This window comes from Streptomyces sp. E-08, from assembly GCF_049913095.1.
Lineage (GTDB): Bacteria > Actinomycetota > Actinomycetes > Streptomycetales > Streptomycetaceae > Streptomyces.
On record NZ_CP183971.1, the window covers coordinates 4,775,415 to 4,790,943 of the forward strand.

Annotated in this window: 16 protein-coding genes and 1 pseudogene; 6 read left to right on the forward strand and 11 right to left on the reverse strand. The window is 73.5% G+C overall.

Features of this window, described 5'->3' with window-relative positions:
- The first annotated feature begins 44 nt into the window (after positions 1-44).
- The 3 genes from ACN9MM_RS22060 to ACN9MM_RS22070 all read left to right on the forward strand — a co-directional run bounded on the left by ACN9MM_RS22060 (position 45) and on the right by ACN9MM_RS22070 (position 3,468).
- Positions 45-1,610 (forward strand): class I tRNA ligase family protein, encoded by a 1,566-nt coding sequence (locus ACN9MM_RS22060; protein WP_426365257.1) that lies wholly within the window; start codon positions 45-47, stop codon positions 1,608-1,610.
- Between the two features lie 160 nt (positions 1,611-1,770).
- On the forward strand, positions 1,771-3,051 hold the full coding sequence (gene mshA / locus ACN9MM_RS22065) for a D-inositol-3-phosphate glycosyltransferase (protein WP_426368797.1): 1,281 nt from the start codon (positions 1,771-1,773) through the stop codon (positions 3,049-3,051).
- A gap of 273 nt (positions 3,052-3,324) precedes the next feature.
- On the forward strand, positions 3,325-3,468 hold the full coding sequence (locus ACN9MM_RS22070) for a hypothetical protein (RefSeq protein WP_426365258.1): 144 nt from the start codon (positions 3,325-3,327) through the stop codon (positions 3,466-3,468).
- 108 nt (positions 3,469-3,576) lie between these two features.
- On the opposite strand, the gene ACN9MM_RS22075 is transcribed toward ACN9MM_RS22070, so the two are convergent.
- From ACN9MM_RS22075 to ACN9MM_RS22105, 7 genes and pseudogenes are all read right to left on the reverse strand, one after another.
- On the reverse strand, positions 3,577-4,629 hold the full coding sequence (locus ACN9MM_RS22075) for a helix-turn-helix transcriptional regulator (protein ID WP_382867961.1): 1,053 nt from the start codon (positions 4,627-4,629) through the stop codon (positions 3,577-3,579).
- Positions 4,630-4,769: 140 nt separating this feature from the next.
- Positions 4,770-5,804, reverse strand: coding sequence for a LuxR C-terminal-related transcriptional regulator (locus ACN9MM_RS22080; protein WP_426365260.1), 1,035 nt, complete (start codon positions 5,802-5,804; stop codon positions 4,770-4,772).
- Between the two features lie 98 nt (positions 5,805-5,902).
- Positions 5,903-6,343, reverse strand: coding sequence for a Fur family transcriptional regulator (locus ACN9MM_RS22085; protein ID WP_383693242.1), 441 nt, complete (start codon positions 6,341-6,343; stop codon positions 5,903-5,905).
- A 102-nt stretch (positions 6,344-6,445) separates the two neighbouring features.
- Entirely contained in the window at positions 6,446-7,306 is an 861-nt protein-coding gene (locus ACN9MM_RS22090) for an SAM-dependent methyltransferase (RefSeq protein ID WP_426365261.1), read from the reverse strand.
- Positions 7,307-7,514: 208 nt separating this feature from the next.
- Complete coding sequence (locus tag ACN9MM_RS22095) at positions 7,515-7,886, reverse strand: GNAT family N-acetyltransferase (protein ID WP_426365263.1); 372 nt, start codon at positions 7,884-7,886, stop codon at positions 7,515-7,517.
- Between the two features lie 233 nt (positions 7,887-8,119).
- On the reverse strand, positions 8,120-9,031 hold the full coding sequence (locus ACN9MM_RS22100; protein ID WP_426365264.1) for a M56 family metallopeptidase: 912 nt from the start codon (positions 9,029-9,031) through the stop codon (positions 8,120-8,122).
- A 131-nt stretch (positions 9,032-9,162) separates the two neighbouring features.
- Positions 9,163-9,510 (reverse strand): annotated as a pseudogene (locus ACN9MM_RS22105) (BlaI/MecI/CopY family transcriptional regulator); the annotation flags it as partial.
- An 85-nt stretch (positions 9,511-9,595) separates the two neighbouring features.
- Here ACN9MM_RS22105 and ACN9MM_RS22110 point away from each other — a divergent pair.
- A complete protein-coding gene (locus ACN9MM_RS22110) occupies positions 9,596-9,751 on the forward strand; it encodes a hypothetical protein (RefSeq protein ID WP_382867967.1) in 156 nt (51 codons plus the stop codon).
- Between the two features lie 36 nt (positions 9,752-9,787).
- On the opposite strand, the gene ACN9MM_RS22115 is transcribed toward ACN9MM_RS22110, so the two are convergent.
- The 3 genes from ACN9MM_RS22115 to ACN9MM_RS22125 form a co-directional block, all read right to left on the reverse strand.
- Positions 9,788-10,069: a metal-sensitive transcriptional regulator gene (locus ACN9MM_RS22115; protein ID WP_015035316.1), complete on the reverse strand. Its 282-nt coding sequence runs from the start codon at positions 10,067-10,069 to the stop codon at positions 9,788-9,790.
- A 37-nt stretch (positions 10,070-10,106) separates the two neighbouring features.
- The gene (locus tag ACN9MM_RS22120) at positions 10,107-12,368 is read right to left on the reverse strand and encodes a heavy metal translocating P-type ATPase (RefSeq protein ID WP_426365265.1); all 2,262 of its coding nucleotides are present in this window, start codon (positions 12,366-12,368) and stop codon (positions 10,107-10,109) included.
- A 191-nt stretch (positions 12,369-12,559) separates the two neighbouring features.
- Positions 12,560-12,844 (reverse strand): heavy-metal-associated domain-containing protein, encoded by a 285-nt coding sequence (locus ACN9MM_RS22125; protein ID WP_426368798.1) that lies wholly within the window; start codon positions 12,842-12,844, stop codon positions 12,560-12,562.
- A 184-nt stretch (positions 12,845-13,028) separates the two neighbouring features.
- Here ACN9MM_RS22125 and ACN9MM_RS22130 point away from each other — a divergent pair, with 184 nt between their 5' ends.
- Both ACN9MM_RS22130 and ACN9MM_RS22135 read left to right on the forward strand, forming a co-directional pair.
- Entirely contained in the window at positions 13,029-14,006 is a 978-nt protein-coding gene (locus tag ACN9MM_RS22130; protein ID WP_426365266.1) for a hypothetical protein, read from the forward strand.
- A 51-nt stretch (positions 14,007-14,057) separates the two neighbouring features.
- A complete protein-coding gene (locus ACN9MM_RS22135; RefSeq protein WP_426365268.1) occupies positions 14,058-14,750 on the forward strand; it encodes a copper homeostasis protein CutC in 693 nt (230 codons plus the stop codon).
- Between the two features lie 153 nt (positions 14,751-14,903).
- Here the strand turns inward: ACN9MM_RS22135 and ACN9MM_RS22140 are convergent, their stop codons facing one another.
- A complete protein-coding gene (locus ACN9MM_RS22140) occupies positions 14,904-15,497 on the reverse strand; it encodes a DUF2867 domain-containing protein (RefSeq protein ID WP_426365269.1) in 594 nt (197 codons plus the stop codon).
- Positions 15,498-15,529 lie beyond the last annotated feature (32 nt).

The window sequence follows — 15,529 nt, forward strand, 5'->3', positions numbered from 1 at the left end:
CAGCCCCGCCGATCACCCGAGCACCACCGCGTCAAGGAGGTCCCATGAGCACCCCCGTCTGGATCACCGCGACCCCTCCCGCCACCCACGGCGAACTCCACATCGGACACCTCGCCGGGCCGTACGTGGCCGCCGACGTCCTCACCCGCTTCCTGCGCGCCGAGGGAGAGGCGGTCCGTTTCACCACCGGCACCGCCGACCACGCCAGTTCGGTGGAGGTCCGGGCGCTGCGCCACCACCGCAAGCCGGAGGAGGTCGCGGAGGGGTACCGCGCCGCGATCACCGCCGACTGGCTGCGCTCCGGCGTGGAGTTCGACCACATCGTGCGCCCGCGCCGCGACAAGGGGTACGGACGCTGGGTGCAGGACCTCTTCGCGAAGCTGTACGCGCAGGGCGTCATCGCTCCCCGGACGCGGCTGCTCCCGTACTGCGAGCCGTGCGACCGCTGGCTGCACGGGGCGCACGCCACCGGCACCTGCCCGCACTGCGGCGCGGCCAGCGACGGCGGCATGTGCCACGAGTGCGCCCGTCCGAACGACGGCGGCGACCTGATCTCGGCGCGCTGCGCGCTGTGCGACACCCCGGCGGTGGCCCGCCGCTGCCGCCGGCTGTACGTGCCCCTGGAGCCGTTCCGGGAGACGCTCGCCGACTACTGGGCGACGGCGGGCCTGCCGCCGCGGCTCGCGGCGCTGTGCGAGTCGCTCGTGGAGGACGGGCTGCCGGACATCGCGGTCGGCCATCCCGCCGAGTGGGGCCTGGAGGTGCCCGTGGAGGGCTTCCCCGAGCACCGGATCGACGGCTGCTTCGAGGCCGCCGCGATGCACCTGTTCGGCTACGACGTGAAGGGCCCGCTGCCCCGCAGGGCGATCCACTTCTGCGGGTTCGGGCACGCGTTCTGCCACGCGGTGCTGCTGCCGGTGCTGCTCCTCGCGCAGGACGTGAAACTGCCGCAGGACTTCAACGTCAACGAGTCGTACGTCATCGAGGAGGGCGTCCAGGAGGGCAACGTCTGGGCGCTCGACCTGCTCACCGAGTACGGCTCCGACACCCTGCGCCGGCACGTCCTGCAGGCCCGCCCGCTGGGCCGCCGCACGGTCTTCCGGCGGGAGCGGCTCGCGACCGCCCGGCAGGAGCTGGACGAGAACTGGAACAGCTGGCTGTCCCGGCTCTTCTCCGCCGTACGGGAGGAGTGCGGCGGACTCGCCCCGCAGGCGCTGCCCGGCGGCACCGGCTGGGAGATCCTGGAGCGGCGGCTGCACCGGGGCGTGGACGACCTGCGCGAGGCGTACGGCCCCGACGCCTTCGACCCGCGCCGGGCGGTCGCCGTCCTGGACGAGATGGTCCGCTCGACGGCCGACTTCGGCCACGTCAACGCGCACGAGCGGTGCCGTCCCAGCACCTCGTGCCGCCATCTCCCGGCCCTCGCGGCCCAGTTGGCGGTGGCCTCGGCGCTCTCGGCGTGGGCCCGGCCGGTGATGCCGGAGGGCGCCGGCCGGCTCGCGGCGGCGCTCCAGGTGGAGCCGGGGCGCCCGGTCGACTGGCAGGCGCTGACGGGTCCCCTGCCGGGGACGCGGCTCGCGCCGCCGTCGGGCCCGGTCTTCGGGTTCTGAACACCTCGCCCCCTGATCCGTACTACTAAGCAACTAAGTACTTCAGTACCGGCATGACCTTCCGCCCCCTCCCCGTCGCGTGACCGTGCGCGCGCGAGCGACGCGCAGGGACACGTGGCCCCCCACTCCTCAGGAGCCCCACGTGTCCCTGCGCGTCGCCATGCTCAGCGTCCACACCTCCCCGCTCCACCAGCCCGGGACGGGGGACGCCGGCGGCATGAACGTCTACATGGTCGAGCTCTCCCGCGCCCTCGCCGAACAGGGCGCGGAGGTCGACCTGTTCACCCGCTGCCGGGGCGAGGGCGCGCCCCCGCTCGTCGAGCTCGCCCCGGGCGTGCGGGTCCGGCACCTGCACGCCGGGCCGCGCCGGGCGCTGCCCAAGGAGGCGATGCCCGGCCTGGTGGTGCCGTTCTCGCTGGCCCTCCTCAAGGAGGAGCAGCGCTACGACCTCGTCCACTCGCACTACTGGCTCTCCGGGCAGGCGGGCCGGATCGCCTCGGTGGGCTGGCGGATACCGCTGGTGCACACCGCGCACACCCTGGCCCGGGTGAAGAACGCCTCGCTCGCCGAGGGCGACACCCCCGAGCCCGACCTCCGGGTCCGCGGCGAGCACCAGGTGGTGGGCAGCGCGGACCGGCTGATCGCCAACACGGCCGACGAGGCGGAGGCGCTGCGTTCGCTGTACGGGGCGGACGGCGCCAGGACCGAGGTCGTACGGCCCGGGGTCGATCTGCGCACCTTCCACCCGGGGGACGGGCGGGCGGCGGCGCGGGCCCGGCTCGGTCTGCCGGCCGGGGCGTTCGTGCCGCTCTACGCCGGCCGCATCCAGCCCCTGAAGGGGCCGGACGTGCTGGTGCGGGCGGTGGCGGAGCTGCTGCGGGAGGCGCCGGAGCTGCGCCCCCGGCTGCTCGTGCCGGTGGTGGGCGGGCACTCGGGGGCGAGCCGGGAGGGGACGGCGTGGCGGCTGGCGGAGGAGCTGGGGGTCACGGACGTCCTGCGGTCCTTCCCGCCCGTGCCGCAGGAGCGGCTCGCGGACTGGTACCGGGCGGCGGACGTGCTGGTCGTGCCCTCGCGCAGCGAGTCCTTCGGCCTGGTGGCGGTGGAGGCGCAGGCGTGCGGGACGCCGGTGCTCGCGGCCGCGGTGGGCGGGCTGCCGACGGCGGTGTGGGACGGGGTGACGGGGCTGCTCGTGCGGGGCCACGACCCGGTGGAGTACGCGCGGCGGCTGCGCTGGTTCGCGGCGCATCCGGAGTCGGTGGTGACGATGGGGGCGGCGGCGGTGCGTCATGCGCGCGGGATGAGCTGGCGGGCGTCGGCCGGGCGGACCGTCGAGGTGTACCGGGGGGCTCTGGAGCGGGGGGTGGGGCAGGGGCGGCGGCACGCCCCTGCCCCGGCGGCCCCTCTCTCCTGGAGGAACGAGAAGGCCGTCGTACAAGTCTAGCATCTCTTTTGGTTCGACCAAAGGTATGGCGGGCTCCGGATCGCTCAATTCCGTTGTGGAGAAGGCGCATTGACGCATCCACGCCATGGCGGGTCCACGCAGAGGCAATCCCTGGATTCGCCTCGGGAGCGGCGACAGAATGGAGATGTCTTCAGGGAACGCCCGGCGGCACGGGCCCCGGAAGACGGAATTCACATTCCAAGTCCTGGAGGAATCATGTCCGTTGCGCAGAACACCGGTATACGCAAGGCCGTCCGACAGCTGCTGGTCGCGATGGTCGCCTGTACCGCCGTCGCGGGCGGCGCCGCCTTCGCCGTCGGCTCCGGCGACGCCCCGGTCACCCCGCAGACCGTCGCCGGCGTCACCGAGGACAACGGCTGGCCGGTCGTCCCCCCGAAGCCGACCCCGACCAACTGAGACTGTTCCTCCGGGAATTGCCCCGAGAATTCACGCGCTCGGCCGGGCCCTGCAATCGCTGCCACGATTGTGGGGCCCCGGTGTTTCTCCGCACCGCCCCCGGAAAGGTCAGTCCAGCCAGCCGAGGCGCACCGCCCGCGCGCCCGCCTCGAACCGGCTCGTCGCCCCCAGCTCCTGCATCAGCTCCGAGATCATCCGGCTGACCGTCCGCAGCGACACCCCCAGCGTGCGCGCGATCCGCTCGTCCTTCATCCCCGAGGCGAGCATGTGCAGCGCGGCCCGCTGCTGCTCCGAGAGCCCGTCGCCGCCCGCCTCCGCCGCCGCCTCGTTCCCGTACGGGGTCGCCGTGTGCCAGCAGTGCTCGTACAGGCTCAGATACGGCCGCACCAGCGCGCTGCCCCGCGCCAGGATCGCGCCCTCGCCCGGTTCCTCGGGCCGGATGGGCACCAGCGCGAACTGCTGGTCGGCGATGATCAGGTTCATCGGCACCACCGGCGCGAGCCGGATCTCCACCCCGAGCTCCGCCCGCTGCCCGAGGAACTTCTCCATCTGCGGGTCCGTGGCCTCCTGCCGGCCGTAGATGGCGCGCACCCGCACCCCGTTGGCGAGCTGCCGCCGGTCCCGGTCGAGCATGCGCTCCGGGTTCTCCCGCCCCGGCGTCCCCGGGTGCAGCGAGGCCGAACTCTCCTGCATCACATCGGTGATGTCCTCGATGGCCTGCTGGATCCTGCGGTAGTCGGTCAGTGCCTCGACGTGCGTCTCCGCCCGGGTCAGCGCCTCCGCCCGCAGATAGGAGCCCGCGAGGACCTCCAGCGTGCTGTACGCCTCGTCCGCCTCGGCCAGATGCTCCCGCAGCCGCTCCCGCTCCCGCTCCAGGAGCCGCAGGAGCGCGATCTCCGGGTCGATCGCCGCGACCGTGTCCGTCTCGGAGCGCCAGCTGCCGTCCTGGAGGGCGGTGATCGTGGCGTGTGCCTGCCCCGTGGGCACGATGAGCCCCAGGGAGAGGAGTTCGCGGCGACATCGCTCGTACTCCTCCGGCGCGAGACCGAGTTCCCTGCGGACCTCCTCGAAGTCCGAGACGCCGCGGAGGCGCAGCTCCTGGTACACGGCAAGCAGGACGTCGGCCGTGCCGCCCCCGATGCCGTCGCCCGCGGTGACCATGGCGAAGTGACCCCCTCATCCTCCGAGTCGCCCCGCCCTCACCTGTCATACGGCTCGGCGGGAGTCCGTCGTGCGCTTTCTGCTGCCCGCACGACCCCTGCGGTCCGTGCGCGTCCTCCATGACATCCGAACTCCTCGTACTAGGCCACGGGTTCCGGCCCCTCGCCGTCGAGCAGCCCGAGCCGGGCCGCCTTGACGCCCGCCTCGAAGCGGCTCGCCGCCCCCAGCTCCTGCATGACCTCGGACAGGAGCCGGCTGACGGTCCGCAGCGAGACCCCGAGGCTGCGCGCGATCTGCTCGTCCTTGATGCCGGAGGCGAGCATGTGCAGCGCGGCCCGCTGCTGGTCGGAGAGGCCGTCGCCGCCGGGCTCCCCGGGCTCCTCGCCGTACCGGGCGGCCGCCTGCCAGCAGTACTCGTACAGCGCGAGGTACGAGCGGACGAGACCGGGGCCGCGGGCCAGGATGGCGGGCGATCCCGGGTCGTGCGGGTCCGTCGGCAGCAGGGCGAAGTTCTCGTCGGCGAGGACCATGTTCATCGGGACCACGGGGGAGAGGCGCAGCTCCACGCCGAGCGCCGCCCGGTCCTCCAGGTGCTGGGTCATCTCGGGCACGGTGCCGACCCGGCGGCTGTACATGGCGCGGACCCGCACCCCGCGGGCGGCCCGGGAGCGGTCCCGCTCCAGCTCGGCGGTCATGTCCTCGCGCCGTACGGAGCCGGTGTGCATGACGTGGACTGCGGTGCGGACGGTCCCGGTCAGGTCCGACAGCTCGCGCAGCACCCGCTGCGGGTCGGTGACGATCTCCACCTCGACCTCGGAGCGGGGCGGGGCCCCGGCCCGCAGGAACGGCCCGGCGAGGGCTTCGAGGGCGGTGTGCGCGCGGCTGGTCGCGGCGAGCCGGTCCTGCAGCCGGTCGCGCTCCCGGCGCAGCAGCCGCAGCAGGGCGACATCGGGGTCGACGACGAGGGGGCGGAGGGGGGCGGGGCCGGAGTCCCCGTGGGCGGCGGTGAGTCCTAAGGAGGCGAGTTCGCGCCGACATCGCTCCCGCTCGTCGGCGGTGAGCTCGAACCGGTCCGCGACCTCGTCGAAGCCGGCCTCGGGGCGGGCGCGCAGTTCCTGGTAGACGGCGAGGGCCTGTTCGCTCCCCGCGCGGGTCACGGCGGCGTTTCTGGACACGGCGCAGCAGACTCCCCTCGGATCCACGCGGACCCTGTTGAATCGCCCCGCTAGACCCTGCCACACATTCGAACGACACGCACGGAGTTGACCACGCCTCAGACGGCGGGGGCGTCCGCCCGGCAGTCGGGGCACAGACCCTTGAAGACGACCTCCGCGTCGTCCACCCGCCACTTCGGCAGGGCGCCCCGGGGCGGCTCGGGCGCGGTCGCGGACACGTTCTCCACCCGGCCGCACGAGGTGCACAGGGCGTGCTGGTGGGCCGGTCCGGAGATCTCGAAGACAGCGGGCAGGCCGGGCCGGTCGAACTTGCTGACCAGACCGGTCTCCTGGAAGTGCCGCAGCATCTCGTACACGGCCTGGCTGGTCAGCGTGCCGAGCCGCTCGCGGGCCGTCGTGGTGATCGCCTCGACGTCCAGATGGCCGCCGGCGGCGAGCACCGTGAGCACCTCCAGGCGCGGACCCGTGACCCGCAGCCCGACATCGCGCAGGCGCTGGATCACCGCCTCGCGGCCCGTCAGCTCTTCCACGACTGCCATCTTCTCCGCCCGCCACCTGGTCGGCTCAAACTTTTGTGGGCATCGTACCTCTTGCTCGTCAACCTCGGCAGACTCTCTTCGGCCGTCCGTCGCCCGTACGCGTCAGTCATCCGTCCTGCACACGAGGAGGACGGACTCGGTCCGGTCGTCGATCCGGTGCCGTCGCCGGCCCTCGATGTGCAGCCCCGCCGAGTGCAGCTCGGCCGCGAGCCGCTCGGGGTCGACGATCCACTTGTCGGTGGTCAGCACCACCCGCTCCGAGGAGAGCTTGCCGGTCCTGGCCGCGTAGTACGTGATCCGCTCGCTCATCGACGTCAGGTCGAAGACCTGCCGTGCCACCACCCACTCGTCGATGCCGTCGAAGCGGGGCACCTGGAAGGCCCAGGTCCGCTGCGGCTCCGCGATCAGGCCCGGCAGCTGGTGCGCGGTGTAGTCGAGGGCGAGCGCCCCGCCCGCCTCCAGATGGGCGGCGACCTCGCGCAGCAGCTCCGGCCGCCCGGCCGGCGGGACGGCGGCGACCATGGCGCCCGCGAGGAGCGCGAGCCGGTAGCGGCCTTCGAGTCGGAGCCCGGTGAGCTCCGCGCGGTGCGTGACGACGAGCCCGGCCACCTGCGGCCCGATCCTGCGGGCCCAGCGGTCGAGGCGCTCCAGGGCCGAGGCGTCCCGGTCCACGGCTTCCACGGCGAAGCCGTGCCGGGCGAACGGGACGGCGAGCCGCCCGGCGCCGGAGCCGAGGTCGAGGACGGGTCCGCCGGTGGAGCGGGCGAGGCTGAGGTAGCGGACGATGTCCGCGCTGTGCGGGCCGAGCAGGGCGTCGTGCAGCCAGACGGAGTTCTCGTCGGCGGGGGCGAGCGATTCGAGCCCGGGGAGGGTGTCGGCGGTGACCCGGATCCCGGCGCCCGGGGCGGGCTCCCGCGCGGGGCCGTATCGGGACGGCAGGACCGGAGCGAGCGCTGCGGGCACGACGGGCAGGGAAGTGCCGCTCGGTGTGTGCATCGCTCCTCCAGGGGCTCGCTCGGTCCATGCCGTCCGGACGAGGTACCCGTGCCGCCGGGCCCGCGCCGCTGAAGCCATCCTGACCTGGGGAGCGAACCCCGATCCACCGGATCGGGCTGCGTGAACACGCGATGGCGTGGATCTGCCACGGTGTGCCGGAGGAGAGCGGTCGGCGTCAGGAGAGCGGTCTGCTCCACCGTCTCGGGGAGAGGGCCGCGAAGCCCAGGTGGGAGTAGAAGGGGAGCGCCGGGTCGGCCTCCGCGGGGAGTTCCACCCGCTGCTCCCGGGCGCCGTAGCCGCGCATCCGCTCGGTCGCGGCGGCGAGCAGGGCCGTACCGACCCCGGTGCGGCGCGCACCGGGCTCCACCGCGAGCGCGTACACCTCGCCCTCGCCCGGGACCGGGACGCCGCCGGCGGCCACGCCCACGACCGTGCCCTCCGCGTCCGTGGCGACCAGCCAGCCGAGCCATCCGGGCGCGCCCCCCGGAATTTCAATTTCCGCGCGTATGCGGGGGAGTGCGCATTGGGCCGAGATCAGCCGGCGCATCGGGATTTCGTCCAGTATTCCGGCGTAGCTGCTCCGGATGATGTCGGCAAGCAGTCTGGATATCGTCGTCGCGTCGCCGGCCGCTGCCGTACGAACGCCAGCGAGCTGCATTGGTTTTGCACCCTTCGACGTGCCGAGTCCGAGCCCCAACGTACCCACAATAGCGGCGCATTCCGCAGTCCGTGACCGATGCGAAATCTACGAATTCGCTTAGTAAATAACGGTGTTCACGATTACAGCGGGAACGAGCAGCAGGCGACGATCAAGGGGGCCATGGCGAGGGCCGCCGCCGCGATCGTGAGCAGCCCGCGCAGCACGGGGTGTCCGGCGCTGTACGGGGTGAGGATGCGCCGCATCCGCAGCGCCGCCGACGGCCCGCCCGCGGCGAACGCCGACCGCGGCGCCCGGCCCGAGGCCAGCGCGTACAGAGCGGTTGCGAGCGCGTCCCGGGTGCACCGGCGCAACGCCCGGTCGTCCGCGGCCATTTCGAGCAGCAGCGGTACGGCGGACCCGCCGTGGCGCGCGAGCGGGAGGCGCGGGAAGACGGCCGCGAAGGCCTCCGCCGCCGCGACCAGGAGGTGGTGACGCCCCGCGATGTGCGCCCGCTCGTGCGCGAGGGCCGCCGCGAGCTGGGCGGGGGTCAGGGTGTGCACCGCGCCCGAGGAGACGACGACCCGGCGGGAGCGGCCCGGCAGGCAGTAGACGGCCGGCCGGTCGTCGTCGAGGACGGTGGCCCGCAGCGCGGGGTCGTACCGTCCGACGAGCCGCAGCACCCCCGCGTGGCGCGTCCGCATCCGCCGGGCCCTGGCGAGGCGGCGGACGAACGCGACGGCGGGCACCGACAGGACGAGGAGCGAGAGGGAGAACGCGAACCGTTCCCGCCCGTCCAGGTGCAGGAGCTGGTCGGGCGTGGGCGGCCGGAGCGTGAACATCATGTCCGCCAGGCGGTGACTGCTGTCGGCCGACAGGACCAGCTGGGCGGGCAGCAGCGCGGCCGCGGCCGTGAAACCGGCGCCGCAGGCGGCCCAGACGGCGAGCGCGAGCCGGGGCACCTGCTGCGCCCAGCGGGCCCGGGACACCAGTAGGGGCACGGCGAAGCCGGTGAGGAGCACGAGTCCGAGCGGGACGAGGACGTGGTGGTTCACGCGCCGGCCCCGTTCGCGGGACGCGCCCCGCCCCCGGGGCGGGTCGCCTCGCCGGGGTGGGGCGCCTCGCCGTGGTGGGCGCCCCGGCCCGGGCGCGTGCCCTCGCCGGGGTGCGTGCCCTGGTCGCCGCGGGCGGCGCGGAGGGCCGCGTCGAGGGCGGCCATGTCCTCGTCCGAGATGACCTCGACGAAGCGGAGGAGGGCGGCCGGGCGGTCCTGGCTGTCGCCGAGGGCGTCCCGCATCAGGCCCGCGGTGTACTCCTCGCGGCCGCGCACCGGCTCGTACAGCCAGGCCCGTCCGGACTTCTCGCGGCGGAGCCAGCCCTTGCGGTGCAGGATGTCCGCCACCGTCATCACCGTCGTGTAGGCGACCCGGCGTCCCCGATTGATGTCGTCGACGATCTCGCGGACCGTGGCGGGCCGCTCCCAGGCCCACAGTCGGTCCATGATCTCGGCCTCCAGCTCTCCCAGCCGGCGCACGTGCATCCCCTCCCCTTGCGGGCGGCGCTCATCGTACGGGCCGTTCCACCCTCCCAGGTATACCCCCTAGGGGTACGGTGGCAGGATGTCGACCCTCATGAAGAACCGCTCCTGCGCGAAGGTCTGCGACTCCGGCGTGCCCGGATCGGTGGAGCTGGTGCTCCTCCGGTCACTGCTCGGCCTCTGTCTCAGGCTGAGCCTCACGCTGTCCGCCGACTGCCCTTCACGCAAGAGCGGTTGACACTGCTTCGGTACCTCGTCACGTCACGTCACGTCGTCACGTCCGGATCAGCCGGGCGATGGCCTTGGACGCCTCGCCCACCTTCACCTTCGCCTGGTCCCCGCCCTGCGCGATGGCCTCCGTGACGCAGCAGCTCAGGTGCTCGTCCAGGAGGGCCACCGCGCAGGACTGGAGGGCCGCGTTGATGGCGGAGACCTGGGTGAGGACGTCGATGCAGTAGACGTCCTCGTCGACCATCCGCTGCACACCCCTGACCTGGCCCTCGATGCGCCTCAGGCGTCTGATGATGTCTTCCTTGTGCTGTCCGTAACCGGCCATTGCGGGCTCCTCGGAGATGGGCGCGGAAGGGGGTTCGTCAGCGGTCGGCGGCCTGGAAGCCCCGCAGGCGGAGGCTGTTGCCGACCACGAAGACCGAGGAGAAGGCCATGGCCGCGCCCGCGATCATCGGGTTGAGCAGTCCGGCCGCGGCGAGCGGCAGGGCGGCCACGTTGTAGGCGAAGGCCCAGAAGAGGTTCGAGCGGATGGTGCCGAGCGTCTTGCGGGAGAGCCGGATCGCGTCGGCCGCGGCCCGCAGGTCTCCCCGTACGAGGGTCAGGTCGCCGGCCTCGATGGCGGCGTCCGTGCCCGTGCCCATCGCCAGGCCCAGGTCGGCCTGGGCGAGCGCGGCGGCGTCGTTCACGCCGTCGCCGACCATGGCGACCGAACGCCCCTCGACCTGGAGCCTCTTGACGACGTCGACCTTGTCCTGCGGCATGACCTCGGCGATGACCTCGCCGATGCCGACCTCGGCGGCGACGGCCTCGGCGACCGCCTTGTTGTCACCGGTGAGCAGGATCGGGGTGAGCCCGAGGGCGCGCAGCCGCCTGATGGCCTCGGCGCTGGTCTCCTTGACGGCGTCGGCGACCTCCAGGACCGCGCGGGCCTCGCCGTCCCAGGCGACCGCGATGGCGGTCTTGCCGGCCTTCTCGGCGGCGTCCTTGGCGGCCTTGAGGGACGGGGTGAGCTCCATGGCCCACTCCTGGAGCAGCTTCTCCCGGCCGACGAGGACGGCGTGGCCGTCGACGACGCCCTGGACGCCGAGCCCGGGGATGTTGGCGAAGTCCTCGGGGGTGGGCAGGGTGCCCACCTTCGCGGCGGCGCCGGTGGCGACGGCCTGGGCGATGGGGTGCTCGGAGGAGTGCTCCAGGGCGCCGGCCAGGCGCAGGACGTCGGTCTCGTCCGTACCGGCGGCGGTGTGGACCTTGATGAGGGTCATCCGGCCGGTGGTGACGGTGCCGGTCTTGTCGAGGACGATCGTGTCGACCTTGCGGGTGGTCTCCAGGACCTCGGGGCCCTTGATGAGGATGCCGAGCTGGGCGCCGCGGCCGGTGCCGACCATGAGGGCGGTCGGGGTGGCCAGGCCGAGGGCGCAGGGGCAGGCGATGATCAGGACGGCGACGGCGGCGGTGAAGGCGGCGGTCAGGCCCTGTCCCGTACCCAGCCAGAAGCCGAGGGTGCCGAGCGCGAGGGCGATGACGATCGGCACGAAGACGGCCGAGATCCGGTCGGCGAGGCGCTGGGCGGCTGCCTTGCCGTTCTGGGCGTCCTCGACGAGCTTCGCCATCCGGGCGAGCTGGGTGTCGGAGCCGACGCGGGTGGCCTCGACGACCAGGCGTCCGCCGGCGTTCAGGGTGGCGCCGGTGACGGAGTCGCCGGCGGAGACCTCGACGGGCACGGACTCACCGGTCAGCATCGAGGCGTCGACGGCCGAGGAGCCCTCGACGACGGTGCCGTCGGTGGCGATCTTCTCGCCCGGACGGACCAGGAAGCGGTCCCCCACCTGGAGTTCGGCGGTCGGTACGGTGACCTCGCGGCCGTTCTTGAGGACGGTCACCTCCTTCGCGCCCAGCTGCATCAGCGCCTTGAGCGCGGCGCCCGCCTTGCGCTTCGAGCGGGCCTCGAAGTACCGGCCGGCCAGGATGAAGGCGGTGACGCCGGCCGCGGCCTCCAGGTAGATGTTCCCGGCGCCGTCGGTGCGGGCGATCGTGAACTCGAAGGGGTGCGTCATGCCGGGCGTGCCGGCCGTGCCGAAGAACAGCGCCCACAGCGACCAGAGGAACGCGGCGATCGTGCCGACCGAGATCAGGGTGTCCATGGTGGCCGCGCCGTGCCTGGCGTTCGTCCAGGCGGCCTTGTGGAAGGGCCAGGCGGCGTAGACGACGACCGGCGCGGCGAGCGTGAGGCTCAGCCACTGCCAGTACTCGATCTGCAGGGCCGGGATCATCGCCATCGCGATGACGGGCACGGCGAGCGAGACGGCGGTGATCAGCCGCTGCCTGAGGGGCCGCAGCTCCTCGTCGGCCTTCTCCTCGTCGGTGGGGCCGCCGTCGTTCTCGTCGGTCTTCGGGGGCGCGGGCTCCTGGGCGGTGTAGCCGGTGGCCTCGACGGTGGCGATCAGGTCGGCGACGTCGATGTCGGCGTCGAAGGTGACCTTCGCCTTCTCGGTGGCGTAGTTGACGGTGGCCTCGACCCCGTCCATGCGGTTGAGCTTCTTCTCGATGCGGGCCGCGCACGAGGCGCAGGTCATGCCGCCGATGGCGAGCTCGACCTGGGCGGTGCCCGGAGTGGTCGTGGTCATTTCCTGCTCCTCGGTTCTGCGGGTTCGGGGGCCGGGGCCCGGGCGTGGTGGTCCCCCTGTCGAGCGAAGCCGAGGGCTTGGGGGAGGTCGGGCCCCGGCGGCCGGGGTGGTGCGGGCGCTGTCCGCCGGCCGGGCGGACCGTCGGGTACCGGGACGGGGGACGCCGGTGGGGTGGTCTGCCCGGCGGCGGATCAGGCGCGGCCGGTCAGCTCGTAGCCCGCGTCGTCGACGGCCGCGGTGATCGCGGCGTCGTCGGGCTCGCCGCCGGTGGTCACGGTCACCAGGCCGCCGTCGACGTCGACGGCGACGGAGATGACGCCGTCCAGGGCGCTGACGGACTTGGTGATCGCGGTCCGGCAGTGGCCGCACGTCATGCCGGAGACGGCGTAGACGGTGACGGTGCTCTCGGCGACCGCGACGGCGGCGGTCTCCGTGGTGGTCGAGCAGCTGTTGTCGGGGGTGCAGCAGGAGCCCATGGCTTCCTCCTCGGTCGGTTCCACTGGCGATACCCTCGGGGGGTATCCGGTTGTGAGTCCATGTATACCCCCCGGTGGTATCCGGCGCAAGTGTCGGACCCGGCTTGACTTGATACCCCCCAGGGGTATGGTGAAGTGCATCGGACGCAGGAATGCCACGCCACCCACGTACGGGAGAGCAGTCATGAACACCGGAGTGAAGATCACTGCCTTTGCCGCCGCGCTCGCCGCGACCTTCGGGACCGCGTACGGGGTCGGCAAGGGGGTCGGCCCCGTCGAGGAGCCGACGAAGGCGGAGCACGGCGACCATGCGGCGCAGGAGCCGCAGAAGAAGGGGGCCGACGGCCACGCGGGCCACGAGGAGGGCGCGACCACGGCAGCCTCGTCCCTCCCGGGGGGCCTCCAGATCTCCCAGGACGGCTACACCCTGGCCCTGGAGACCCCGAAGCCCGCCGTCGGCCGGACCACCCTGAAGTTCGCCATCAAGGACGCGGCCGGCAGGAAGGTCACCGCCTTCACCACCGAGCACGGCAAGGAACTGCACTTCATCGTCGCCTCGCGCGACCTCAACACCTTCCGTCACCTGCACCCCGTGAAGGCCGCCGACGGCACCTGGTCGGTGGACGCGGACCTGCCGGCGGCCGGTGGCTACAAGGCCTTCGCCGACTTCAAGCCCGCCGTGAAGGGCGCGCAGGGCATCACGCTGGGCGCGGACCTCTCCGTCCCCGGCGCCTACGCCCCGAAGCCGCTGCCCGCGGCCGCCCCGACGGCGACGGTCGACGGCTACCAGGTCCGCCTCGGCGGAGTCCTGGACCCGGGCAAGGCGGGCGAGCTGCGCCTCACCGTCACCAAGGCCGGAAAGCCCGTCACGGACCTGGAGCCGTACCTCGGCGCGTACGGCCACCTCGTCGCCCTGCGCGACGGCGACCTGGCCTACCTCCACGTCCACCCGAACGAGGGCGGCCCCGGCCCGGACGTCTCCTTCACGGCGACGGCGCCCAGCGCGGGCACGTACCGCCTGTTCCTCGACTTCCAGCACGAGGGCAAGGTCCGGACGGCGTCCTTCACGGTGACGGCGGGTACCCCGGGCAAGGCGCCGGCGCCGGTGGCGAGCGGGACGGGTGAGGCGGGGCACGATGCGGGAGGCCACGCGCACGGCTAGTCTGGACATTGGACTAGACCTGTAGCCGTCATTCATGGAGGAATGGGCTCGATGAGCAGCAACCGTGCAGTCCTTGAGGTGATCGCCCTCGACGAGGAAGACGCGGTCGCTGCCCAGACCGGTGGCGCCGACCGGCTCGAACTCGTCACGGACATGGCGGCCGACGGCCTCACCCCGTCCACGGCCTCCTTCGCCGCCATCCGCGCCGCCGTCGACATCCCGCTGCGCGTGATGCTCCGCCTCGCCGACGGCTTCGCGGCCGGCGACGTCGACGCCCTGGTCGGGCGGGCCCAGGAGCTGCGCGCGGCGGGCGCGGACGAGTTCGTCCTCGGCTTCCTCACGGCCGACGGCGAGCCCGACCTGGTCGCCGTCGAGCGGCTCGTCGCCGTCCTGGACGGCTGCCGCTGGACCTTCCACCGGGCGATCGACCGCGCCGCCGACCGCGGCGGGCTCCGCAAGCGCCTCGCCGACCTGCCCGGGCTCGACACCTACCTGACGGCCGGCGCCGCCACCGGCGTCGACGACGGCCTCGCCACCCTCGCGGCCGAGGCCGCCCGCACGGGCGAGCCCGGCTACGAGCCCCGGATCCTGGTGGGCGGCGGCCTCCGCCTCGACCACCTCCCGACCCTCCGCGCGGCCGGCCTCACCGCCTTCCACATCGGCGGAGCGGCCCGCCCCCAGGGCTGGACGGCCCCGGTCTCGGCGGAGGCGGTCCGCACCTGGCGCGCGGCGATCGACGCGTAGCCCGGCGACGGGGGCCGCCGCCCGCTTCCCGCGCGGCCCCCTCCCGCCACGGCGTCAGGCCCGCGGTACGGGACGCCCGCGCGCGAACGCCTCGGCCGCGTCACGGCCGGGGTCGCCGCCGCCGGGGAAGCGCCGCTGCCGCTGTCCGGTCGGTCACTGTCCGGGCAGTCGGGCGCGGTTTCGCCAGGCGGATTCCCAGCGGCGGGTCAGTGACGGGTAGACGATGAGGTGGCGGAACGGGGCGATCAGGGCCATGTAGAGGCGGCCCGAGCGGCCGTTGGGCTTCACCAGGACCGCCATGCGCAGTTCGTGGTCGCCTCCGGGCGTCCGCACCCAGCCCAGGTGCATGATCCCGTGGACGGTCGAGTTCGCCAGCTCGCCGGCGCTCTCGTCGTGGAGCTGGTAGAGGGGCGTGAACGGGCCGCCGTCGGGCGCGGGAGGCGCCGTCGACGTCAGTTCCTCCGGCATGCGCTCGCGCACCGGCCGGACCCGGGTGCCGAGGCCGGCCTGGGGCTTGTCCCAGCCGAGGAGGGCGCCGAGCCTCCAGCGCACCGCGAACAGGAACCGGGTGGCCGGGGACTGCCGGGCGAAGCCGCCGTCCGCCTGCATCGCGGCGAGCATCACGGGGAAGTCGTCGGGCCCGGCGCCCGGGGTGCGGAAGGACCAGACGTCCAGGGTCGTGAAGTCGGGGGCGTACTCGTGGATCCGCCACGGCCGACCGGTGTGCTCGCCGACGGGAAGTCTCATGACCGCTGCCGCCTTTCCCCTGCGCTCTATAC

What these genes read in the sequence shown, in the direction of transcription:
- mshA (WP_426368797.1), top strand. Translation starts at nt 1,771, where the DNA reads ATGCTCAGCGTCCACACCTCCCCGCTCCACCAGCCCGGGACGGGGGAC.
- ACN9MM_RS22060 (WP_426365257.1), top strand. Translation starts at nt 45, where the DNA reads ATGAGCACCCCCGTCTGGATCACCGCGACCCCTCCCGCCACCCACGGC.
- ACN9MM_RS22095 (WP_426365263.1), bottom strand. Translation starts at nt 7,886, where the DNA reads ATGCGCCGGCTGATCTCGGCCCAATGCGCACTCCCCCGCATACGCGCG.
- ACN9MM_RS22135 (WP_426365268.1), top strand. Translation starts at nt 14,058, where the DNA reads ATGAGCAGCAACCGTGCAGTCCTTGAGGTGATCGCCCTCGACGAGGAA.
- ACN9MM_RS22130 (WP_426365266.1), top strand. Translation starts at nt 13,029, where the DNA reads ATGAACACCGGAGTGAAGATCACTGCCTTTGCCGCCGCGCTCGCCGCG.
- ACN9MM_RS22075 (WP_382867961.1), bottom strand. Translation starts at nt 4,629, where the DNA reads ATGGTCACCGCGGGCGACGGCATCGGGGGCGGCACGGCCGACGTCCTG.
- ACN9MM_RS22070 (WP_426365258.1), top strand. Translation starts at nt 3,325, where the DNA reads ATGGTCGCCTGTACCGCCGTCGCGGGCGGCGCCGCCTTCGCCGTCGGC.
- ACN9MM_RS22140 (WP_426365269.1), bottom strand. Translation starts at nt 15,497, where the DNA reads ATGAGACTTCCCGTCGGCGAGCACACCGGTCGGCCGTGGCGGATCCAC.
- ACN9MM_RS22125 (WP_426368798.1), bottom strand. Translation starts at nt 12,844, where the DNA reads ATGGGCTCCTGCTGCACCCCCGACAACAGCTGCTCGACCACCACGGAG.
- ACN9MM_RS22085 (WP_383693242.1), bottom strand. Translation starts at nt 6,343, where the DNA reads ATGGCAGTCGTGGAAGAGCTGACGGGCCGCGAGGCGGTGATCCAGCGC.
- ACN9MM_RS22110 (WP_382867967.1), top strand. Translation starts at nt 9,596, where the DNA reads ATGTCGACCCTCATGAAGAACCGCTCCTGCGCGAAGGTCTGCGACTCC.
- ACN9MM_RS22115 (WP_015035316.1), bottom strand. Translation starts at nt 10,069, where the DNA reads ATGGCCGGTTACGGACAGCACAAGGAAGACATCATCAGACGCCTGAGG.
- ACN9MM_RS22120 (WP_426365265.1), bottom strand. Translation starts at nt 12,368, where the DNA reads ATGACCACGACCACTCCGGGCACCGCCCAGGTCGAGCTCGCCATCGGC.